The following is a 22,821-nucleotide window of genomic DNA, read 5'->3' as shown; positions in this document are numbered from 1 at the left end:
GCGTCAGTCCTTCGGGGCCTGGGCGATCCGGACCATGTTTCCGGAGGGGTCCCGGAAGGCGCAGTCGCGCGGACCCCACGGCTGGTCGATCGGCTCCTGCATGACCTCGGCCCCGGACGCCCGGACCTTCTCGAAGGTGGAGTCCAGATCGTCGGTACGGAAGACGAGCATCGGCAGGACTCCCTTGGTGAGGAGCTCCTGCATCATGTCCCCGTCCTCCTGGGAGCGGCCGGCATGCGGCTCGGAGAGCACGATCTCAAGGCCCGGCTGGGCTGCGCTGCCGAGCGTGATCCAGTGGAATCCTCCGGAGGCCACGTCGTTGCGCAGTTCGAGGCCGAGGGCATCCCGGTAGAAGGCAAGGGCCTTTTCGGTGTCATTGACGGTGATGTTGCAGTACTGGAGTGAAATGTTCATGCAACAAAGCTATTCCGCGGGCGTCAGGGCCGCTTCTCGAATCCTGCTCACTTGGGCGGCAGCTTCATTCCCGGGTCCTGCGGGCCTGGCAGCCCGCCGTGCAGGCCGTGTCCTGATCCGTGCCACGCAACCCGGCATCGCCTCCACTGCGCTGTGTTCCCGAAGCCGGTATGCGCTGGGCGGTTCCCCGACAAGTTCCGTGAAGCGCGAGCTGAAGGATCCCAGCGACGTACAGCCCACTGCCATGCAGGCATCGGTCACGCTCATGCCGCCGCGGAGCAACGCCATAGCCCGCTCGATCCGGCGGGTCATCAGGTAGCTGTAGGGGGTCTCGCCGTAGGCGGCCCGGAACTGCCGGGAGAAGTGCGCCGGTGACATCAGGGCTTTGGTCGCCATGGCGGGCACGTCCAAGGCGCGGGCGAAGTCCCTGTCGATCAGGTCCCGTGCCCGGCGCAGGTGCGCCAGGTTGGCAAGCTCTTGCGGGGTCATGCCATGAGCGTACGCCGCAGTGCCGGGGTTCGCCACGACGAAGTGCAGGGCAGTCGCCGGCCGCCCTGCACTTCGCCACGACGAAGTGCAGGGCAGTCGCCGGCCGCCCTGCACTTTCCCCGCCGAAAGCCGGACTACTTCTTGGGAAGTCCTGCCGGGTTCAGCTCGGACTTCTGCAGGGCCTCCGAACTGAGGCCCCAGCGGTCCAGGATCTTGGCGTAGCTGCCGTCTTCGATCAGGTGGTTCAGGCCCGCCTGGGCTGCGGCGGCGAAACCGTTGCCCTTCTTGGTGGTGGCCGCGATGCTGGCCTTCAGCGGCCAGCCGCCGTCCACCAGGCCAACCAGCTTGGTTTTGGCGTCAGAAGCCGCCTTGAACGCCGCCGTCGCGTTCGGCCCGAACGTCAGGTCCGCCCGTCCGGACTGGAGGGCGAGCGAGGAGGCGGAGTCGTCGTCGTAATACTGGAACTCCACCGCCGGGAGGCCGTTCTTCTTGTTCTCCTCATCCCAGCGCAGCAGGATGGACTCCTGGTTGGTCCCCGAACCCACAATCACGCGCTTGCCGGCGACATCCGGAGCGGATTCCACCTTCGCGATGGAGCTGTCGCTCTTCGCGTAGAAGCCGAGCTTGTCGTCACGGTAACTGGCGAAATCGAACTTGAGCTTCCGCTCCTCGGTCACCGTGACGTTGGACAGCACGGCCTCGTACTTTCCGGACTCGACGCCGAGGGGCCAGTCGGCCCAGGCGGTGGGAACGATGTCAGCTTCCAGACCCAGCGTCTGGGCCAGTGCGACGGCGATATCCACCTCGTTGCCCACCGGCGTCTTGTTGTCCGTGGCATAGACGGCCAACGGTGCCGCGAACGGGCTGACGGCCACCGTCAGCTTGCCGTCCTTCTTGATTGCTTCCGGGACCAAAGCCGCGGCGGCCGGATCCACTTCAGCCTTCACGCGGTCCTGCTCCGGCGAAAGGTTGAACTGCTTGACGCCCGTGGACGACGTTGCCGGGGCGGACCCCGAAGCCGCAGAAGCCCCGGGATCCGAGCACGCCGCCAGCCCCAGCAAAGTGGTGGCGGCCAGCGCTGCTGTGACGGCGGGTTTGAGTGAAAAACGGGCCATGGGTTCCCCTTGGAAGTGTGCGGATTCGGTGCTTGTGCCAGCAACTATCCGTCAGCGCGAAAACCCGGTCAAAGCGCGCTGAAACCCTGCGATACAGGGGGTAATCGGGGTTAATCCGCCGTCCGCTGGCGTCACGGAACCTGCGGCCGTGACACTGCGGCCGGAACGAAGCTGCCCGGCCGCCGCTGCCCGTCGGGGGAAGCCGGCCTACTCTCCGAGGGCCTTGATGACTTCCTTGGCCACGTCCTCGCTGGACTGCGGGTTCTGCCCGGTGATCAGGTTGCGGTCACGGACCACGTTGGAGCCCCATGCGGCGCCGTTCTCCACGATGGCACCCTTTTCCTTCAGCACATCCTCGACGAACCACGGTGTATTGGGTCCGGTGCCTCCGTTGAGTTCCTCCTCATTCGTGAACACGGTGAGGCGGCGCCCCGCGAAAGTGAACTTCCCGTCGTCGTCAACGGTGCTGAGGAGGCCCGCCGGGCCATGACAGAACGGGGCGATGACCTTACCGGCCCCGTCCGCCGCGGCCAGGATACGGCCCAGATCGGCGTCCTGGTACAGGTCCGCCATGGGGCCGTGGCCGCCCGGCATCACCACGGCGTCGTAGGCGGCGGGGTCGACGTCGGCGAGCACCAGCGGCGCGGAAAGCTCGCCGTCGATCTTGGCGAGGTACTCACGGAAGCCGTCCGCTCGATCCTGGCCGCCGGCCGACTCTGCGGCGAGGCTCACCTCGTCCACAGTGGGCTTGGCGCCGCCGGGGGTTGCGATGTGCACCGTGTGGCCGGCGTCGCGCAGTGTCTGGTGCGATACCACCAGCTCCTCCGCCCAGTAGCCTGTGGGGTGCTGGGTACCGTCCCGCATGGTGAGGGAATCGGCAGCGGATACCACCATCAGAATGTTTGCCATGATGTTGCTCCTGTCCGGCCGGCCCGTTCGGGTCGGCTCCTAAGGGCGGCAACTCGCTAAGCATGCTGAGTATTCCTGCCCGGGGGGCGCTTGGTATATAACCTTGGGTATGGCCGCATCAATGATGAAGATGGTTCTGTCCTTTGCCGCTGCGTTTGGCTTGGCGCTGATGGGCGGTGGTCCGGCCATGGCGGGCCCGCCGCGTCCGTCTGATCCTGTGGGCATTGATGTCTCATGGCCGCAATGCGGCAAGACCCTTCCCACCGGACTCGCCTTCGCGATCGTCGGCGTCAACAACGGACTCGCGAACACCACGAATCCATGCTTCCAGGAACAACTGAGCTGGGCTGAGTCCACGGTGTCTCAGCAGCAATTGACCACCCAGCCGCGCGTGGCCCTCTATGTGAACACCGCGAACCCGGGGCTGGCCGGTTCCTGGTGGCCAACGTCCAATGAGTACATGGGAACCACCGTGACCAGCTCGTACGGGAAGTGCGAGGGCAAGAACGATGCGGCCTGTGCCTACGTGTACGGCTACGCCAAAGCGTACGACGACGCAACGCTGCGTGGCGTGGACCGGCCGGAGGACTATTTCTGGTGGCTGGATGTGGAGACGGGGAACAGCTGGCAGAGCGACACGACTGCGAACCGGGCTGACCTGGAAGGAATGACCGCCTATTTCGAAAGCATCAATGCCGGCGTCGGAATCTATTCCACCGGCTCCCAGTGGAGCAAGATTGCCGGAACGGTTCCGTCCACCAGCAACCTGGCGGGGCTTCCAAGCTGGCTCGCCGGTGCCAGAACCCTCAATGGAGCCAAGTCGAACTGCTCCCTGGCCGGGCTTACGCCGGGCAGCAAGGTGGCAGTGACCCAGTACGTCTCCAGCGGACTCGACTACAACTACGCCTGCAAGTAGCTGCACTAAAGCCGTGTGACAAAAGTGCACCAGGATAACGGAAGTCAGCCTAAGTGAAAATGTGAGTACTGCGTACAAAAAACAGGTATAAAAACATCCAAAGTCGAGTGGAATGTACTGGTGTTTTCCTGAGCGCCCGCCCCTAACATCGGGACTACATTTGCGGCCAAGGACGGCCGCATTGTTGCGATGGGAGGCGCTGCAGTGAACAAATCAGGGAGAAGGGGCCCCGGGCGGGGACCGAAAAGCGGGCAAGGAACGGCCGGGGGGCCCGCGTGGTCCGCGGGCGGTGCAGGCCGGAAGCTCCTGGCCGCGGTGACGGCGGGCGGACTGCTCCTTGCCGGGGCCGGTGTGGCGCAGGCGGACATCATTTACAACAGCCTCGATGCGAGCGTTGACGCGGAGGCCGAGATCATGCCGCTGAACGTGGGCGGTCCTGCGGGGCACACGACCCTGGCTCTGCGGACGGCCAACGACGACGGAAAGAACGGCTGTAACCTGCCGGGCAGCACCACGCTGACCCTAAGCCTGGCTTCGAGCAGCTCGGCAATAGCTACCGTCAGCCCTTCATCCGTGACGTTCACAAGCTGCGGGGACACGAAGGTGTTGACCGTGACCCCGGTGGCTGCGGGCACCGCCACCGTCAGCGCCACCCAAACGTTTAACAATAGCGGCGGAACTTTCGATCTAACCCCGGCCAATTTCACCGTGAATGTGGTGGCCCCTGCCCCGGCCAACACGGCGCCGTCTGTCAGCGTGGCGGGTGTAAGCACTGGCGCCTCGTACTCCAAGGGATCCGTCCCCGCGGCCACCTGCAACATCGTGGACGCCGAAGACGGAAACAGCACGGTTGCTGCAACGCTCAGCGGCATCACCGGCACCTACGCGGCAGACGGCCTCGGCGCGCAGACGGCGAGCTGCAGCTACACGGACGGCGGCGGACTCAAAGCCACCGGATCCGCGACCTACAACATCGTGGACCCCAGCGGACCGCAGATCAGCTACACCCTGAATCCCGGAACCCCCAACGGCCTCAGCCAATGGTTCACTGTGCCGCTGGTCCTCACCTGGACCGTCACCGATGTGGATTCGCCGACCTCCCTGACCACTGAAGGCTGCGGCCAGCAGAACATTTCGGCGGACCAGGCGAAGATCGCCTACACCTGTTCCGCAACCAGCGCGGGCGGCACTGACTCCATGGAAACTGTGCCGCTGGGCCTCGATGCCACCGACCCCGACGTCAGCTACGAGGGAGCCGAAGGGCTGGCTGGTAACAACGGCTGGTTCAGAGGCCCTGTTACAGCAAGCTTCACCGGCACCGATGCAACGTCCGGCCCGGCGTCGCAAACGGCGACCGCAACTACAGCCGACGGCGTGGAAGGAGAAGACATCGAGGTGAGGAGCCCGGTGTTCAGTGACACCGCAGGCAACGAATCGGCCCTGGGTGCGGTCATCCAACGCTTCAACATCGACTGGACGGCCCCGTCGGTTGCCTACACCGAGGCCGACCGCGCGCCCAATGCCAAGGGCTGGTACAATGCCCCGGTCACTGCGACGTTCACCGGCACCGATTCCGTCTCGGGTCCGGCAGTAGCCACCGGGACCGCAACGTCCGTCGGCGAGGGAATGGCCGTCGTCGTTGACAGCCCCGCTTTCGACGACGTTGCCGGCAACACGGCGGCGGCCGGTGAGGCGTCCGTGAAGTATAAGATCGACGTCACGCCGCCGTCCGTTTCGTTCACGGGGCTCAGCGGGCTTGAGGGCTCAAACGGCTGGTACACCGGCCCGGTCACGGCCACCTTCACCGGGACGGATGGGCTGTCGGGTCCGGAATCCGCGGTCAAGGAGGCTGTCTCCAGCGGAGAAAGCATGGGGATGGTCCTGACCAGCCCGGCTTTCACGGATGACGCGGACAACACCACGGCTGCCGGCGCCGCGACCAGCGACTCTTTCAAGGTGGATCTGAACGATCCGGTTGCCACGTTTGACTCCGTCCCGGGGGATGCCTTCTTCGGCTCCGTCGGGGCCGAGCCCACCTGCACCGCCACCGACGCAGGCTCCGGACCGGCCGGCTGCAAGGTAACCGGCTACAGCGCGTTGGTTGGTCCCCACACGTTGACGGCCACGGCCACCGACAATGCGGGACGCACCTCCACAACGACGCACACCTACACGGTCAAGGCCTGGGAAACCAAGGGCTTCTACCAGCCCATCGACATGGGCGGCATCACCAACACCGTGAAGGCCGGCAGCACTGTACCCGCCAAATTCGAACTGTTCGCCGGCTCCAGGGAACTGACGGACACCAGCGTCGTGACGATGGGAATCACACAGGTGACCTGCAACCCGCTGGCGGCCCAGGACGGAGTCGAGATCACGTCCACCGGGAACACCTCCCTGCGGTACGACTCGACGGGTGGCCAGTACATCTACAACTGGAAGACGCCGAACCTCCCCGGCGCTTGCTTCAAGCTGTCGATGGTCGCGGCTGACGGCTCCCGCATCGACGCCAACTTCAAGCTGAAGTAGGCGTCGGAGAGCAAATAGCACGAGCGAGCTAAAACGGGGTGGGGCTGCCGGAAACGGCGGCCCCGCTTCCGCGTGTCCGGCACCACGGTGACCTGCAGAAATAACCCGGGCGCCGCCGTCGTTGTCGCCAGTGTGCCTGTTCCGCCACCGGAGCAGTGACCGCAACGCTCCGCTACGAAAGGCCGGCTCCTCCGTGACTGTTCCGCTTTCCATCCTTGACCTGGCCACCATCGCGAAAGGCCAGACGGCGGCCGAGAGCTTCGCCGGCAGCGTGGCGATGGCGCAGCAGGCGGAAGAGTTGGGCTACCGCCGGGTCTGGTACGCGGAGCACCACAACATGTCCTCCATTGCGTCCTCGGCCACGAGCGTGTTGATCGCCCACATCGCCGCCCGCACCAGCAGTATCCGGCTGGGCGCCGGCGGCGTGATGCTGCCCAACCACTCCCCGCTGACCATCGCCGAGCAGTTCGGCACGCTGGAGACCCTGCACCCGGGACGCATCGACCTCGGCCTGGGCCGTGCGCCCGGCAGCGACCAGAACACCATGCGCGCACTCCGCCGCGATCCGATGTCCGCCGACAGCTTCCCGCAGGACGTCCTGGAACTGCAGGGCTACCTCACCGGCCCCACGCGCATCCAGGGCGTGGAGGCGACGCCGGGCAAAGGCACCAACGTGCCGCTGTACATCCTGGGGTCCTCACTTTTCGGGGCCCGGCTGGCAGCGCAGCTTGGACTGCCCTACGCCTTCGCATCACACTTCGCGCCCGCCGCCCTGCAGGACGCCGTGGCCATCTACCGCCGGGAATTCAAGCCCTCCGCCCAGCTGGATGCCCCGCATGTGATTGCCGGCGTCAATGTCATCGCGGCAGATTCCGCCTCCGAAGCGCAGGAGATGTTCCGGGCCACCAAGCGCGCCCGTGTGTCCCTGTTCTTCGGGAACGGCAGGGTGTTCACCGACGATGAAGCGGACATGATCCTCGATTCTCCCCAGGGGCAGCACGTGGCCCAGATGATGAAGTACTCGGCGGTCGGCACCCCGGACGTCGTGATGGACTACCTGGACGAGTTCACCGCCCACGCGGACGCGGATGAACTGATCGTGGCCCACCAGAGCAACGGAACCGACGCCCGACTGCGCTCCGTGGAACTCCTCGCGAAGGCAGCGGGGCTCGTCCGCGCCTAAACCGCGCCCCCGGTGCCGCAAACCGGGGCGGTGCTAGTGTTGCCGCGTGAGTGCACATAGCCCGGACGTCGATACGGCGGTCCACGTCGGGACCATTGACATGATCGCCCAGCTGCGCGGGGTCGATGCCTCTGGTGCCGGCTTATCGGACCGGATTTCCCGGCAGCTCGAAAGTGCCATTGCGGTGGGCCTGCTCAACGACGGCGACAAGTTGCCGCCGGAAAATGTCTTGGCTGAACAGCTTGGCGTGTCTTCGATTACGTTGCGCCAGTCCCTCGCCGAGATGCGGCTCAAAGGCTTGGTCGAAACGCGCCGGGGCCGTGGGGGCGGCAGCTTCATCAGCGGAAAGGCGCTGGCCACTCCGGAACAGCTGCTATCCGAGTTCAGGCGCCGGAGCCCGGAGGATCTGCGTGACTTGGGCGATCTCGCCGCCACGGTAGCGGCCGGTGTGGGCCGGCGGGCAGCACTGCGGGCAGACGAGCAGGATCTGCGGCGCTCCCGCGAACTGGCGCGCCGTTTCGCCCGTGCCTCTACAGCGGAGGAGTTGCGGCGGACCGACAGCCGTTTCCATATCAGCCTCGGCGTGGCAGCCCAGTCGCGCCGGCTGACCAACGCCACTATCCAGGTCCACAGTGAACTGGCGCCACTGATGTGGATTGCCGGGGCCTCCGTAACATCTATCAAAACGGCCAGCGACGAGCACGACGCTATACTCGATGCCATCGAACGACGCGACGAGGAAGCAGCCGACCGCCTCTCCGCCGCGCATTTCGAGCGCGAATCCGAAACGCTGCTGGACTTCTTCCTCGAACTGGCTACCACGACCCCGGAGGAAGCATGAGCCCGGAACAGCTCTCCCGGATCATCCGCACGACGGCGGAGCTCATCGGGGCACGCTTGGACGCAGTTTTTGCGGACCTCAGTACACTGCTCCCGGATATCCTGCGCATCGCGGAATCCGCCACGGACCGGCGCCCCGCGAAGGCGGATTTCGAGCCGCTCCGCCCCCAACTACAGGCCATCATCGCCCGCCACGAAGGATTGGTGGATGGCGCCGGCATAGCCTTCGGCCAGGATGCCCTTCGCGACGCCGCATGGTGGCTGGAGTGGTGGCGCCTGGGGCAGGGCGGCGAACCCGAATTCGCCGCCCACGTTTTCAATCCGGATTCCATCCGCTACTACGACTATTCGGCGATGAGCTGGTTCCGACTGCCGACCACCACCGGGCACTCCTTGGCCATGGGGCCCTATATCGACAGTGGCGGCACGGACCTCAACATTGTTACCCTGGCCGTTCCCTTCCAGACCGCGGAGGGGAGCCCAAGCGCGCTGGGGGCGGACCTTTGCCTGCCGGTACTGGCATCGATCTTTTTGAAATCCCTGGCCACCAGGGACCGCGCCGTGGTCCTGGTGAACGACGGCGGTCGTGTGGTCACGTCCAACACCGCCCGACACTCCACCGGGACGCTCCTGAGGGCCACTGACTCGTCGGCACTCGCGGCCCTGTTCGAGGACTACGTGCCGGTGTCTTCCGCAGTGCCCGGTCGAATCCCCTGGCATGTGGGGGTCCTAAAGAGCGGCGGCTGATCGCCCCGCGGACAAAAATTTCCTTCTGCACCCTTGTCAAACCTTTAAAATTAAAGTTCAATGGAATTATCTTCCCTGAATGTGATGCGGCGCACACTTTGAGCGCCGGTCGCAACAACGCACCCGAGAAATCCGGAGTCCGCGATGACACAGATAATTTCCCATACCCTCCCCGAAGTCCGCCGCGCCGGCGGGGCAGGCCACCGCGATGATGCGCTGGCTCCCGCCGGCCACTTCATCAACGGCAGCTTTATCCCCGGCAGCAGCGGCGGCAGCATCGACGTCGTCAACCCCGCTACCGGAGAGACCATCACCGCCGTGGCGGCGGGGACCGCTGACGACGTAAACAACGCCGTGGCCGCCGCCCGGGCCGCTCAGCCGGCGTGGGGCGCCATGACCCCGCGCGAGCGATCCGAAATCCTGCACTTGATCGCGGACCGGTTGGCGGCGAACTCCGGTGACCTCATGCGGCTGGAGTCCCTCAACACCGGAAAGCCCCCGGCTGTGGCAGAGGACGATGTCAGCAGCGCCATCGACACCTTCCGATTCATGGCGGGGGCCTGCAGGACAATGACGTCCCTTGCCGCAGGTGACTACGCCGCAGGGCATACTTCCGTCATCCTGCGCGAGCCGCTCGGCGTCGTTGGTGTCATCACGCCGTGGAATTATCCGCTGCTGATGGCGGCCTGGAAGCTCGCTCCCATCCTGGCCGCCGGCAACACCGTGGTGCTCAAGCCCTCGGAACAAACACCGATGACCACGCTCAAGCTGGCCGAACTCATCGCGGACATCGTTCCGGCCGGCGTCGTCAACATCGTCACCGGGTACGGTGATCCTGTGGGGTCCCGGCTGTCCGCCCACCCCGACATCGCACTGGTGGCGCTCACCGGCAGCGTTGGCAGCGGCTCCGCTGTCGCCGCCGCCGCTGCCCCCTCGCGCAAGCGGGTGCATCTGGAACTTGGAGGCAAAGCCCCGGTCCTGGTGTTCGCCGATGCGGACCTCACCGAGGTTGCCCGGGGCATCCGGACCGCCGGCTTCTGGAATTCCGGCCAGGAATGCGGCGCGGCCTGCCGGATACTGGTGCACGAAGGCGTCGCCGAGGCCCTGACCGAAGAGCTGGTCCGCGAAGTCGGCACCCTGGTGGTCGGCGAGCCTGGCGCGGGGGCCGACGTCGAGATCGGGCCGATGGTGTCTGAAGCCCACTTCGAGCGAGTGAAGGGTTTCCTGGAACGCGCCGCCGATGAGGGGCTGCAAGCGGCGGTGGGCGGTGGTCCGCTGCCGGGGCCCGGATACTTCATCGCTCCCACCGTTTTGACCAATGCCCGCGAGGGCTCCGAGGCCACTCGCAACGAGATATTCGGGCCCGTGGTTACGGTGGAGACCTTTGCCGCAGATGAAGAAGCCGTACGCCGGGCCAACGAGACCGAGTACGGCCTGGCCGCGTCCGTGTGGACAAGCGATGCCAAACGCAGCACTACGATTCCCCGGAATCTCGATTTTGGCACTGTCTGGGTCAACTCGCACCTGGTACTCGCCAACGAGGTGCCGTGGGGCGGCTTCAAGGGTTCGGGCTACGGCCGTGACCTCTCGCTTTACGCCCTCGATGATTTCAGCCGGACCAAGCACGTCATGACCAACCACAGCGCCTAGGCCCCGGACGCCCGCGCCATTTCCTGTGCATTTTGCACCCTGCATCTTCATCGACAAGCCAAGGAAACACCATGCCTTCTAAGACCCTGACCATCGCGTTCCCCGCCGTCCCGCACGAGATCCACCGCCAATGGAGCAACTGGGGCGGCAACCAGTCAGCCACACCCGCTTATACCGTCCGCCCCCGTACAGACGAGGAAGTCCTGGAGGTGGTCCGCTACGCCATCAAAGCCGGCCTGCCCGTACGCGCCGTTGGCGCCGGACATTCCTTCACCCCGCTGGTGCAAACCGGCGGGATCCTGCTGGACCTGGCCGCTATTTCGGGGATCACCGGAACCGACTCCGAGCGACTGCGGGCGCGGGCGCGGGCCGGCACTGCCATCAGCGACTTCGGCGAACCGCTCTGGAACGCCGGACTCTCCCTGACCAACCAGGGCGACATCGATAAGCAGGCCATCGCCGGGGCACTGTCCACCGGTACCCATGGCTCCGGCGTCGAACTGGGCAGTTTCTCCTCCGCCCTGCGCTGGGCGCGGCTGATTAACGGCCACGGCGAGATTGTGGAAATCGGTGAACACGACCTGCGCGAACTTAAGGCCGCGCAGGTGGCCCTGGGCACGCTCGGAATCCTGCTGGAAGTGGAGCTGGCGGTCTCTCCGCGCTACCACTTGGCTGAGCAGATCACGTACCCCACGTGGAGTGAAACGGTGGCGAATTGGGATACTGACATTGCCAGCAACCGCCACTACTCCTTCCTCTGGTGCCAGGGCGAGGAGTCGGCGGGGCTGTATGAACTGCCCACTCCAGCGGGAGAATCCATGATCAACCGCAGCTACACCAAGCGATACAACGCCGTGGACCTCGATGAAAGCACCGACCTCTCCAGCGCTGAAGGTGCCCGGCGTGACCGGGCATACCGCATCTACGCAGGCGGTTTCATGATCCCGTTCCACGAGCTCGAATACTACGTGCCCATGGAGCGCGGCCGCGAAGCGGTGGAGGCGCTGCAGGATCTGATCCGCACCCGCCACGGGGACCAGAAGTACCCCATCGAGGTGCGCTGGGTAAAGGCTGAAGACGGTTTCCTTTCCCCCTTCCAAGGCCGGAACACCACAGTGCTTTCCGTCTCCGGCGCCCCCGGCACCAACTACTGGCCCTACCTGCGCGATGTCGACGAGATGCTCCAGGATTTCGATGCCCGCGCCCACTGGGGCAAGATCCACTTCCTGACCCGCGAACGGGTCGCAGCGCTGTACCCGGGGTATGAAGAATTCGTGGCCGTGCGTCGGGATTTCGATCCTCACGGCGTCTTCCTCAACGACCACACCCGCGCCCTGCTGGCCTGATCGACTAATCGGAACCGGACCAACCATGGAAATCATCGGCCAAGTAATCATCTACATCATGATGGCGTTCCTGCTCGTCGGGGCGGTCAGTGCCATCTTCAACGACGAAAAGGGCTTCGGAAAGGAGTTCAAAGAGGGCATCTACTCGATAGGGCCCATCTTCCTGCCGGTGGCGGGCATCATGTGCTTCATCCCGATCCTCAGCGACCTAGTTGCTCGCTATGTGGCGCCGCTTTACTCGTTGCTGCACGCCGACCCCTCGTTGGCGGCAACCACGCTGATCGCGGGCGATATGGGCGGCTACCACCTTGCCCATGAAACCGCCGGCAGCCACAGCGCCTGGATCATGGCCTTCGCAGTCAGCTTCACCGCCGGGTCCACCATCATCTTCTCCATCCCAGTGGGCTTGGCAATGCTGCAAAAGCGTGACCACAAGTACATGGCCCTCGGCGTGATGGCGGGCCTCCTGGCCATCCCCTTTGCCGTCTTCATCATCACGTTGCTGCTGCAGACAGCCCATACCCCGCTCCGCGAGGACGTCTCCACCAGTTCCCCCTCGACGGCGCCCTTTGATCTGCCTCTGGGCGAGATACTGCTAAACCTGCTGCCGCTGACGGCCTTCGTGATCCTGCTGGCACTCGGGCTGCGATTCGCTTCCCGGATCATGGTCACCGGCTTCATCTACTTCGGCCGGTTCCTGGACATCCTCATCAAGCTGGCCCTGGCGCTCTCCGTGGTGCAGTACTTCACCAACGTATTCGACGTGTTCGGGCACTGGCCGCTCGCGCCGTTTATTGCCGACGCCGATGACCAGTTCCGCGCATTGGAAGTCGCCGGCTATATCGGTGTGATGCTCGCCGGAGCCTTCCCCATGGTCTATGCCATCCGAACCTGGCTTGCGAAGCCGCTGGAAAAGGCAGGTGGGAAGCTCGGCTTTAGCGAAGAGGGGGCCACTGGCCTGCTCGCCGGGGCAGCCAACATTTTGGCGCTATTCCGTATCATCACGCTAATGCCGCCGCGGGACAAAGTGCTGACCATCGCCTTCGCGGTGTGTGCGGCGTTTACTTTCGGCGACCACCTGGCGTTCAGTGCCAATTTCCAGCCGAACATGGTCTTTGCCCTCATTATCGGCAAGCTTGCCGGCGGCGTCATCGGCATCGTGCTGGCGCTCTGGCTGGCGCTGCCCTACGCGAGGGTGCTGGAATCCGAGGACCGCGCGGCGGGTGTGATCGGCCCCGAGGAATACCGCCACTCGCACCTTCCCGCCCATGCCCGTGAGGGCGCCGTGACGCAACCTGAAGGCGGGGCGGCGAAGACTGAATCCGAGGTCGGCGCCATCCGCACCCGGGTGGACTAGCGCCGCCGCTGCGTCGGCGCGTCACTCGCCCGCCAGGGCGGGTGGCGCGGCCGTCACGCCACGCACCCTTTCGGGAAGTCCGACGGCGGGTTTCCTGGGAATCCCGCGGCGTGCATCGCCGTCGTGTTCCCAACGTGTGCCCTGCGTGACGCGGGGAGGGGACGCTGGCAGCACGGTCGGGCGCCACCCTTCTGAAAGCGCTCCCCTTGACAACTCTCAACTGAACCGGTTTAGTGGTTATCACTGAACCGGTTCAGTGAGTTGTGTCACTGGGCCGCCGATCCACAGAAGGCAGGACCCATGGCAGTCACCATCAGCGACGTCGCCCACGCGGCAGGCGTCAGCAAGGGTGCTGTCTCGTATGCCCTCAACGGCCAGCCGGGAGTCAGTGCGGGGACAAGGGAACGAATCCTCCAAGCGGCCAAGGAGCTCGGCTGGAAGCCCAGCCTGCGGGCCAAGGGACTCTCTTCGGCCAAAGCCTACGCGCTGGGCCTGGTCGTCGCCCGGGACCCGTCCCTGCTCGGAACGGACCCCTTCTTTCCGGCGTTCATCGCCGGTATCGAAACCGCCCTCGCAGAACACGACTACACGCTGGTGCTCAGCGTCGCCACAGGCGCCGGGGCGGAGGAACGGTGCTACCGCAAGCTGGCCGAGAACGGCCGTGTGGACGGTTTCCTCCTCACCGATGTCCGTCACGACGACTCGCGCATCCCGCTGCTGCAGGAACTCAAGCTACCGGCCGTCACCCTGAACCGGCCGGACGCCGATTCGCCGTTTCCTGCCGTTTCGATGGATGACTGCGCCGGGATCACCGCGGCCGTTGAACACCTTGTGGCCCTGGGCCATACCCGCATTGCGCATGTTGGCGGCGGGCAGGAATACATCCACGGCCGGAGCCGCCGCCAGGCCTGGGAAAGCGCACTCGCCGCCGCCGGCCTCCGCGCCGACCTCTTCGCGGCCGCCGATTTCACCGCCGCAGGCGGCATGGCCGCCACAGCCGAGCTGCTCCGGCGGGCCGACAGGCCCACGGCAATCGTCTACGCCAATGACCTGATGGCGACCGCAGGCCAGTCCTACGCACAAACCCAGGGGATCACTGTGCCGGGTGATTTGTCCGTCACTGGCTATGACAACGCGGACTTCACCCAATACCTCAATCCGCCCCTCACCACCGTCTCCACCGATCCCATGCTCTGGGGCCGGGTTGCCGCTCAGGTGCTCCTCAACCAGCTCAGCAACGCCCACGACGGCGAAGACACCGTCCTCCAGGCTCCGACCCTCCTGGTCAGGGCGTCCACCGGCCCGGCGCCCGCAGGCTAAGCCGCCCCAAACGCCCGTCCCACTGCGTTCCCGCCTCAACCCAACAAGCCCCACAGCACCCAGACACGCCCCCAATCCCTCTGTTTCCCCTAAATAGGAGTCGCAATGAAGCGCTTTTCAACAGCCACGCGCGTATTGTCCGTGGCCGCCCTGACCATCATGGGCGCAGGCCTCGCAGCCTGCGGCGGGGGAGGGGGAGCAAGTTCCGCCGATTCGGCCACGGCCGCCAAGGGCCCTATCAAGATCTGGTACTCCAACAACGAGTTCGAGGTGAAGTGGGGCAAGTCCATGGTGGAGTCCTGGAACGCCGCGCACCCGGACCAGAAGATCGATGCCCAGGAAATCCCGGCGGGCAAGAGCTCCGAGGAAGTCATCGGCGCAGCCATCACGGCAGGCAATGCCCCGTGCCTGGTCTTCAACACCGCCCCCGTCGCAGTGCCGCAGTTCCAGAAGCAGGGCGGGCTGGTCGCACTTGACTCCTTCCCCGACAGCGCCCAGTACATCAAGGACCGCACCGGAGACCTGGCGGACCAGTACAAGTCCACGGACGGCAAGATGTACCAGCTGCCGTGGAAGTCCAACCCCGTGGTCCTGTTCTACAACGAGGACATGTTCGCCAAGGCCGGACTGGACGCCGAAAACCCCAAGCTGGGCTCCCACGAGGAGCTCCTGGAAACCGCCCGGACGCTGGTGAAGTCCGGCGCCACGGCCAACGCCGTATGGCCGTCCCCGGCAAGCGACTTCTTCCAGTCGTGGTTCGACTTCTACCCGTTCTACGCCGCCAACACCGATGGCACCCCGCTCCTGAAGGACAGCAAGGCCACCTTCGACAGCGAGGAGGGCAAGCAGGTCGCCGCCATGTTCGAGACGCTCTACAAGGAGAAACTGGCGTCCAAGGAGGTCTTCCAGGGTGACGCGTTCGGCGAGGGCAAGGCCGCCATGGCGATGGCCGGCCCGTGGGCCATTGCCGCTTACAAGGACAAGGTCAACTGGGGTGCCGTGCCGGTGCCCGCTGCCGAGGCCAAGGCTGATACGTCCACCTTCTCGGACGCCAAGAACGTGGCCATGTACTCCGCCTGCGAGAACCAGGGAACAGCCTGGGAGGTCATGAAGTTCGCCACCAGCCAGGAGCAGGACGGCAAGCTGCTGGCCGAGACCGGCCAGATGCCCATGCGCAAGGACCTGGCCACGGCCTACGCCGACTACTTCACCAAGAACCCGCTCTACACCCAGTTCGCCGAGCAGGCCGGCCGCACCGTCGAGGTGCCCAACGTGCCCAACTCGGTCGAGGTCTGGCAGACCTTCCGCACCGCCTACGCAAAGTCAGTGATCTTCGGCAACGAAAGCATTGACTCGGCCTTCAAGGGCGCAGCGGACAAGATCAACCAACTGGCAGCCCAGAAGTAACGGGTGATCCCCAATGTCACTCCGCTCTTCTGACGGCGGCCCCGAAGCGGGCAGTCCTGCAGCGGGCAGCCCCGCAACGGGCAGTGTCGCTACGGGCGCGCCGGTTGGGCGAACGGCCGACCAGCGGCTGGCCCCCAGGAAACGCAAGAACCTCCTGGGGCGCCAGCCGCTGGGGCTGCTGTTCAGCGCTCCGTACGTCATTTACGTCCTTGCCGTCCTCGCCTACCCGCTGGGCTACGCCGTCTATATTTCCTTCCACGACTTCTTCTTCACGGCTCCGCGGGTCAAGGTGGACCGGCCGTTCGTCGGCCTGGACAACTACATCACCGTCCTGTCCGATCCCGCCGTCCAGCGTTCCTTCGCCAACATCGGCGTGTTCCTGGTCATCAACGTCCCGCTGACCGTGGGGCTGTCCCTGGTCCTGGCCAACGCCCTCAACCGCGTGACGAAGCTGCGGACGTTCTTCCGGGTCAGCTACTACGTTCCGTACGTCACCGCGAGCGTCGCCGTCGTCGGCGTCTGGCTGTTCCTGTTCCAGCAGAACGGGCTGGTCAATGCGCTGCTGGGGCCGCTGGCCCCGAACCCGTCCTGGCTGACCAACTCCTGGCTGGCCATGCCCACGGTGGCACTGTACGTGACTTGGAAGCAGCTGGGGTTCTTCATCCTGCTGTACCTGGCAGCACTGCAGAACATCCCGGATGAGCTGTACGAATCCGCCTCGGTGGACGGCGGGAACAAGTGGGTCCAGTTCTGGAACATCACGGTTCCCGGCGTGCGTTCGGCCAGCGTGCTGGTCACGCTGCTCGCCACCATCACCGGCGCCAACCTCTTCACGGAGCCCTACCTGCTCACCGGCGGAGGCGGACCCGACGGCGCATCGACCTCGCCGGTGTTCCTGATGTACCAGAAGGGCATCCTGCAGGGAAACCCCGATGTGGCTGCCGCGCTGGGCGTCGTCCTGGTGATCGGCGTCCTGCTGATCGCCCTGATCCAGAAACGCCTCGTAGGCGGAAAGGAGGACTGACATGTCGGTCATCGACGCGGCCACCGCCGCCAACAACGACAACGAAAAGAACGACGACGCCGGGCAGCCGGGTGCCTTTCCTTCCACCCGCGGAGGTTCCAGCCGCGGAGGTTCCACCGTGGAAAAGCGCAGGAACCTTGGCATCGGCAGCTCCGTGCTGCTGGCCGTGGGCGCCTTCGTGTTCCTTTTCCCCTTCTACTACATGTTCATCGGCTCGCTGCAGACGGCCCCGGACACTTCGGTGGCGGGTGCGTTCCCCAATCCGGCCAACCTCACCGGCGAGAACTATGCCAACATCAACGGTTCCATCGACCTGCTGAAGGGCCTGGTCAACTCCGGGATCTTCACCGGCGGCGTCATCCTGTTCACCGTGGTCTTCGGCCTCCTGGTGGGCTACGCCCTGGCGCAGATGCACTTCCGCGGCAAGGGCTTCGTGTTCGGCATGATGCTGCTGGTGCAGATGATTCCGTTCCAGCTGCTGCTCATTCCGCTGTACGTGATGATCGTCCGAGATTACGGCCTGGCGGACAGCTACATCGGCATGATCCTGCCGTTCGCCATCAACTCCACTGCAGTCTTCGTCTTCCGCCAATACTTCATGCAGCTGCCGTCCACGCTCTTTGAGGCAGCACGGATCGACGGCGCCTCCGAGCTGCGGATCCTGTGGCAGATCGCCATCCCGCTGGTCAGGCCCGCGATTGTCACAGCGATCCTGCTGACCTTCATCGGGCCGTGGAACGAGTTCCTGTGGCCGTTCCTGGTCACCAAGGACTCGGCCATCCAGCCTCTCGCGGTGTCCCTCGCCAACTACATTTCCAACGTTGCCGCCACGGCCTCCAACCCGTTCGGGGCAATCCTCGCCGGCGCCTGCGTCCTCGCGGCACCTGCCATCGCGCTGTTCATCTTCTTCCAGCGCCAGTTCATTTCCACCAATATCGGATCAAGCGTAAAGGGCTAATCAATGACTTCCCCCCACACTTCTGCACTCCCCACCGTCCCCTTCACCCTCACCCGCGCCGGGGTCATCATGTCCCCCGAGGAGGGCAACGACTTCGAGGCCGAAGGCGTCCTCAACCCGGCCAGCGGCCGCGGCCCGGACGGCGAGCTCTACCTGCTTCCGCGCCTCGTGGCCAAGGGCAATGTGTCCCGCGTGGGCCTTGCCAAGGTTGTCATCGAAGACGGCGTACCCATCGGAGTGGAACGCCAGGGTGTGGTGCTCGCCCCGGACGAGGGCTGGGAACGCGGCATGAACAACGCCGGCACCGAGGACCCCCGGACCACCTGGGTCCCCAGCCTGGGCAAGCACCTGATGACCTACGTCGCCTACGGGCCGCTGGGTCCGCGCCTGGCGTTCGCGCACTCGGAGGACCTCCGCAGCTGGGAACGCCTGGGCCCGTGCTTCTTCGAATACAAGGCCGAGCTCTCCATGGACCTGAACCTCTTCCCGAACAAGGACGCCGTGTTCTTCCCGGAGCCGGTGAACGACCCCGACGGCGTTCCCTCCTACGCCATGCTGCACCGCCCCATGTGGGACCTGGGCTGGATCCGCGAAGGCGAAGGCGAGCACCTGCCCGCCGGCGTCACGGACAACCGCCCCGGCATCTGGATCTCCTACGTTGCCGTGGAGGACGTGGAAAAGGACATCCGCAACCTGGTGCACATGGGTAAACACACCCTCGTTGCCCTCAGCGAGTTCCCGTTCGAGGAACTCAAGATCGGCGGCGGACCGGCGCCGATCCGCGTCGACGAAGGCTGGTTGCTGATCCACCACGGTGTGGCCGGCGCGCTGGAGAAGTCCGCCTTCGACCACCAGCAGAAGGTCAACTACACCGCGGCCGCCATGATCCTGGACGCCAATGACCCCTCCAAGGTCATTGCCCGCAGCGACAAGCCGCTGCTGGCACCGGAAACAGAAGACGAGATCTCCGGCATCGTGCCCAACGTAGTGTTCCCCACCGCCATCGAGGAAGTGGACGGCCAGCTGTTCGTGTTCTACGGCATGGCTGACTCGAAGATCGGCGTGGCCAGGCTGGACCGCGTTCCCGCCACCTAGGACCAGGCCAGCCCGCGCCCCGTCCCCGCAGTGCCCGCCTGAACACCCCCACCAGGAGTACCGATGACGCACACCGATGTCCGCTCGAAAGCACGAACCAAACCGCTGGCCATCGCTGTGGCCGCATCGATGCTCCTGGTGGGGGCCGGTACCGCTTCGGCGGCACCGGCAGGCCGCACGGGCACCGGAGCGGCGCCGTCGCTGACCGCACCTGTCCCGGCCGCCCCGGTGGAATCAGGTGCGCTGACCAACACGGCGCACCTGGACTTCCTGATGGAGACCGTCCCGCTCACCCCCGTGGCAGGCCACACCACCTACAAACTCGACGAGATGCCCTCCGCCCAGGCGCCGTGGACCTACGCAGACAAGAAAGCCGACGGGAGCTACGGACGCGTCGGCGGCGGAGACCTCGACCCCGCCACCGGGCACTGGACCCAGGGTGCCTACAACGCCGATGACATCGCACGCACCGCGGTGGTCTACCTGCGGCACTGGCAGCAGACCGGCGATACCGCCAGCAAGGAACGTGCCTTCCAGACGCTGCGCTCGCTGACGTTCCTGCAGACCACGGAAGGCCCGAACGCCGGCAACGTGGTGCTGTGGCAGCAGGAAGACGGCAGCCTGACGCCCAGCGCCAGGCCTGTGGAACTGCCGGACCCGTCCGACTCGGCAGAGTCCTACTGGCTTGCACGCACTGTCTGGGCGCTCGGCGAAGGGTATTTGGCCTTCCAAGACGAGGATCCTGAATTCGCGGGATTCCTCCAGGACCGCCTGCACCTGGCCCTGGGCTCGCTAAACCAGCAGTCCCTCGCGAAGTACGGCACCTATGACACCGCCGACGGCGTGAAGGTGCCGGCCTGGCTGATCGCCGGCGGCGCCGATGCCTCGGCCGAAGCCGTGCTGGGACTCTCCTCCTACGTGACCTCCGTCCCCGGCGATGAGCTGGCTGCGACGGCGCTGGACCGGCTCAGCGAAGGCGTGGCCGCCATGTCCTCGGGGTCCGCCGGCCAATGGCCCTTCGGCGCCATCATGCCGTGGAACAAATCCCGGACGCTTTGGCACGCCTGGGGCGGCATGGCCCCGGCCGCCGTCGCCACCGCCTCCGAGGTGCTGGACCGTCCCGGGCTGCTGCAAGCGGCAGTCAAGGACACCGCCCAGTTCACACCGCAGCTCCTCGCAGCAGGCGGACCGGACAACGCCTGGAGCCCTGCCCCCGGCGAAGCACAGATCGCCTACGGCGTGGACTCCCGGGTCCAGAGCCTTGTGGCCACCGCCAGGGCCGCTGATGCGCCGGGCCTGCTGGATCTTGCGGCGGTCGCCGCGGGATGGTTCTTCGGCGCCAACCCCAGCGGCGCCCCGGCCTACAACCCCGCTACGGGAACAGCGATCGACGGCATCGAACCGGACGGCCGGGTCAACCCCAACTCCGGCGCGGAATCCACCATCCACGCCCTGCTCACCATGCTGGCCCTGGATGCGGATCCTGCCCTGAAAGCCGCTGCCGTGGGCATCAACCGGACGGAGTCCACGCACGGGCTCAGCGTGGTGGAAGCTGAATCCGGCACCATCACCGGCGAGGGCGCGTTGGTCCGGCCGGCCTCGGCCTGGACCGGCGAAGCAAACCTCTCCGGGGGAGCCTACGTGGACCTGAAAGCCGGCGCCTCCCTGGACATTCCGCTCCCGGCCGCGGACCAGGCGCACAATATCTACCCCATCGTGAACCGCGGGATCGCTCCGTCCGGCAGCACCGCGTGGACGTCCGCCAAGGGGCCGCTGGGCACCACGGAAAATGGCGGGGCGGGGGTGCAGGGCATCACCGATGCCCCCGGCATCCTCTTCCCGTACTCCCTCAAACGTGCGCTGTCCGCCGGCCTGACCGCCGTCGTCGGCACCACGGACGGAAACGTTTCCCTAGACGCCCTGCTGCTCCAGCCGGAAATCTCCACGGTGTCAGTGTCCGGTGCCGGCGGCGACTCGACGCTCTACGTCAGCGCAGCCCGGTCCACCACGGTGCAGGACGTGGACGTACCCGAGGGCTTCTCCATGGTTCGGCGCCAGTACGATTCCGCCGGGCAACCGGTCGCAGCGGCAAAGAACGACGCCGGTGCCCGGTCCGGGCAGGTGACGGTGGCACCCGGTGGCTTCACCATGGTGACGTTCCGCGCCCGCTGAGTGTCAGGAGCTACAGGGTCCGGCACCTGCGGGGCGCCGGACCCTGCATTCGCCGGTGTTACAGAAAGACCCGGCTGGTACCGATGTGACAATAGCAGCCCGCACGGAGTCTAATGGGTGCATGACTGATGAGCCGGACGTACGCCGTGCCCTGGTCATTGAGGACGATGACGATATCCGCGGCCTGCTGGTCCACATTCTGACCAAGCAGGGCTTCCTGGTGTCAGCCGTTTCATCCGGACGTGCCGGCGTCGAGCTGATGCGGCGCGACGGCGCCGAACTGGTGACACTGGACCTGAACCTGCCGGATATTGACGGCGTTGAGGTCTGCCGCCAGCTGCGCCGGTTCTCCGACGCCTATATCCTGATGATCACCGCCCGCGGCGAGGAACTGGACCGCCTCACCGGGCTCGACACCGGCGCGGACGACTACCTCACCAAACCCTTCAGCCCCCGCGAACTCGGCTCCCGGATCACCGCCCTGTTCCGCAGGCCGCGCGCCAGTGCCGTTCACGAAGCCGCAGTGCAGGACGAGCTGCGCCGCGCCGTCGAAGTTCAGCGCAGCCTGCTTCCGGCGGAGGGCCTGTCCCTCGACGGATTCGACATCGCCGGCTCGTTCCGGCCCTCCCGCAATGTTGGCGGCGACTTCTTCGACTGGTACCCGAACGACGGCGGGCTGCAGCTGACCCTGGCCGACGCCATGGGCAAGGGCATGGGCGCGGCGCTGATTGCCGCCACTGTCCGCGCCGTCATGCGTTCGGTGGCCCACCGGACGCCGCTGAGTGCGGCCTTCAGCTCGGCCGGCCGGATCCTGGAAGCCGACCTCGAACAATCCGCCTCCTTCGTCACGCTCTTCCACGCCCGGCTCGACGCCGCCACCGGAATCCTGCAGTACCTGGACGCCGGCCATGGCCTGGCGCTGCACATCAAGGCGGACGGCAGCTGCTCCCGGCTGCTCACCGGCGGACCTCCCGTGGGTGCCTGGCCTGACCAGCAATGGGAAGCGCACCAGGTTTCGCTGGAGCCCGGCGATTGCCTGGCGGTCGTCAGCGACGGCCTGCTGGATGTCTATCCCGACGTCGACGTCCTGACGGCCGTGGTGTCCGGCACCGTCTCCGGCAGCGCCAGCGCCCAGGCCGCCTGCGACGCCGTCCTCGAGCTGGCCTCGGGCCGCGAGGTATCCGACGACGCCACAGTGGTGGTGCTGAAGCGGGCACGGGCGTAGGCTCCGCCACGTCCCTCAAATCCGGGCACGCGCACACGTTACATTCCCGCAATGACAGGGATATTCTGATGTAACGACGGCATCGGAAACTGGGGGTATGTCCCTCGCCGGACTTTTCTCATCAT

At 65.7% G+C, this 22,821-nt stretch carries 19 protein-coding genes; 15 read left to right on the top strand and 4 right to left on the bottom strand.

Annotated elements, in window-relative coordinates; genetic code table 11:
- Nucleotides 1-3 precede the first annotated feature (3 nt).
- From ASF98_RS22480 to ASF98_RS22465, 4 genes are all read right to left on the bottom strand, one after another.
- The gene (locus ASF98_RS22480) at nucleotides 4-414 is read right to left on the bottom strand and encodes a VOC family protein (protein ID WP_055807104.1); all 411 of its coding nucleotides are present in this window, start codon (nucleotides 412-414) and stop codon (nucleotides 4-6) included.
- A 9-nt stretch (nucleotides 415-423) separates the two neighbouring features.
- Complete coding sequence (locus tag ASF98_RS22475) at nucleotides 424-903, bottom strand: helix-turn-helix transcriptional regulator (protein ID WP_055807103.1); 480 nt, start codon at nucleotides 901-903, stop codon at nucleotides 424-426.
- Nucleotides 904-1,037: 134 nt separating this feature from the next.
- On the bottom strand, nucleotides 1,038-2,018 hold the full coding sequence (locus ASF98_RS22470; protein ID WP_055807100.1) for an ABC transporter substrate-binding protein: 981 nt from the start codon (nucleotides 2,016-2,018) through the stop codon (nucleotides 1,038-1,040).
- Nucleotides 2,019-2,225: 207 nt separating this feature from the next.
- Nucleotides 2,226-2,927 (bottom strand): type 1 glutamine amidotransferase domain-containing protein, encoded by a 702-nt coding sequence (locus ASF98_RS22465; RefSeq protein ID WP_055807097.1) that lies wholly within the window; start codon nucleotides 2,925-2,927, stop codon nucleotides 2,226-2,228.
- A 109-nt stretch (nucleotides 2,928-3,036) separates the two neighbouring features.
- Between ASF98_RS22465 and ASF98_RS22460 the strand changes: the two genes are divergently transcribed.
- The 15 genes from ASF98_RS22460 to ASF98_RS22390 all read left to right on the top strand — a co-directional run bounded on the left by ASF98_RS22460 (nucleotide 3,037) and on the right by ASF98_RS22390 (nucleotide 22,696).
- A complete protein-coding gene (locus ASF98_RS22460; RefSeq protein WP_055807094.1) occupies nucleotides 3,037-3,843 on the top strand; it encodes a hypothetical protein in 807 nt (268 codons plus the stop codon).
- 315 nt (nucleotides 3,844-4,158) lie between these two features.
- Entirely contained in the window at nucleotides 4,159-6,372 is a 2,214-nt protein-coding gene (locus tag ASF98_RS22455) for a PxKF domain-containing protein (protein WP_055807091.1), read from the top strand.
- A gap of 193 nt (nucleotides 6,373-6,565) precedes the next feature.
- Nucleotides 6,566-7,555, top strand: coding sequence for an LLM class flavin-dependent oxidoreductase (locus ASF98_RS22450; protein ID WP_055807194.1), 990 nt, complete (start codon nucleotides 6,566-6,568; stop codon nucleotides 7,553-7,555).
- A 46-nt stretch (nucleotides 7,556-7,601) separates the two neighbouring features.
- Nucleotides 7,602-8,396 (top strand): FadR/GntR family transcriptional regulator, encoded by a 795-nt coding sequence (locus ASF98_RS22445; protein ID WP_156372509.1) that lies wholly within the window; start codon nucleotides 7,602-7,604, stop codon nucleotides 8,394-8,396.
- On the top strand, nucleotides 8,393-9,142 hold the full coding sequence (locus ASF98_RS22440; RefSeq protein WP_055807086.1) for a PDC sensor domain-containing protein: 750 nt from the start codon (nucleotides 8,393-8,395) through the stop codon (nucleotides 9,140-9,142). The genes ASF98_RS22445 and ASF98_RS22440 overlap by 4 nt, the downstream gene beginning before the upstream one ends.
- 144 nt (nucleotides 9,143-9,286) lie before the next feature.
- On the top strand, nucleotides 9,287-10,792 hold the full coding sequence (locus ASF98_RS22435) for an aminobutyraldehyde dehydrogenase (RefSeq protein ID WP_200939439.1): 1,506 nt from the start codon (nucleotides 9,287-9,289) through the stop codon (nucleotides 10,790-10,792).
- A gap of 71 nt (nucleotides 10,793-10,863) precedes the next feature.
- Nucleotides 10,864-12,138 carry a D-arabinono-1,4-lactone oxidase gene (locus ASF98_RS22430; protein WP_055807083.1) on the top strand — a complete coding sequence of 425 codons (1,275 nt, stop codon included), beginning with the start codon at nucleotides 10,864-10,866 and terminating at the stop codon, nucleotides 12,136-12,138.
- Between the two features lie 25 nt (nucleotides 12,139-12,163).
- Complete coding sequence (locus ASF98_RS22425; RefSeq protein WP_055807080.1) at nucleotides 12,164-13,495, top strand: ethanolamine utilization protein EutH; 1,332 nt, start codon at nucleotides 12,164-12,166, stop codon at nucleotides 13,493-13,495.
- 300 nt (nucleotides 13,496-13,795) lie between these two features.
- A complete protein-coding gene (locus ASF98_RS22420) occupies nucleotides 13,796-14,815 on the top strand; it encodes a LacI family DNA-binding transcriptional regulator (RefSeq protein ID WP_055807077.1) in 1,020 nt (339 codons plus the stop codon).
- Nucleotides 14,816-14,920: 105 nt separating this feature from the next.
- Entirely contained in the window at nucleotides 14,921-16,222 is a 1,302-nt protein-coding gene (locus ASF98_RS22415) for an ABC transporter substrate-binding protein (RefSeq protein WP_200939438.1), read from the top strand.
- A gap of 13 nt (nucleotides 16,223-16,235) precedes the next feature.
- The gene (locus tag ASF98_RS22410; RefSeq protein WP_055807074.1) at nucleotides 16,236-17,246 is read left to right on the top strand and encodes a carbohydrate ABC transporter permease; all 1,011 of its coding nucleotides are present in this window, start codon (nucleotides 16,236-16,238) and stop codon (nucleotides 17,244-17,246) included.
- Between the two features lies 1 nt (nucleotide 17,247).
- Nucleotides 17,248-18,204: a carbohydrate ABC transporter permease gene (locus ASF98_RS22405; RefSeq protein ID WP_235506132.1), complete on the top strand. Its 957-nt coding sequence runs from the start codon at nucleotides 17,248-17,250 to the stop codon at nucleotides 18,202-18,204.
- 3 nt (nucleotides 18,205-18,207) lie between these two features.
- Nucleotides 18,208-19,299 carry a glycoside hydrolase family 130 protein gene (locus ASF98_RS22400; protein WP_055807071.1) on the top strand — a complete coding sequence of 364 codons (1,092 nt, stop codon included), beginning with the start codon at nucleotides 18,208-18,210 and terminating at the stop codon, nucleotides 19,297-19,299.
- Between the two features lie 63 nt (nucleotides 19,300-19,362).
- Complete coding sequence (locus tag ASF98_RS22395) at nucleotides 19,363-21,471, top strand: hypothetical protein (protein ID WP_055807068.1); 2,109 nt, start codon at nucleotides 19,363-19,365, stop codon at nucleotides 21,469-21,471.
- A 121-nt stretch (nucleotides 21,472-21,592) separates the two neighbouring features.
- Nucleotides 21,593-22,696 carry a PP2C family protein-serine/threonine phosphatase gene (locus tag ASF98_RS22390; protein WP_055807065.1) on the top strand — a complete coding sequence of 368 codons (1,104 nt, stop codon included), beginning with the start codon at nucleotides 21,593-21,595 and terminating at the stop codon, nucleotides 22,694-22,696.
- Nucleotides 22,697-22,821: the final 125 nt, after the last annotated feature.

This window comes from Arthrobacter sp. Leaf337 (assembly GCF_001423745.1).
GTDB lineage: Bacteria > Actinomycetota > Actinomycetes > Actinomycetales > Micrococcaceae > Arthrobacter.
This window is presented reverse-complemented; position numbering and strand designations above follow the sequence as displayed.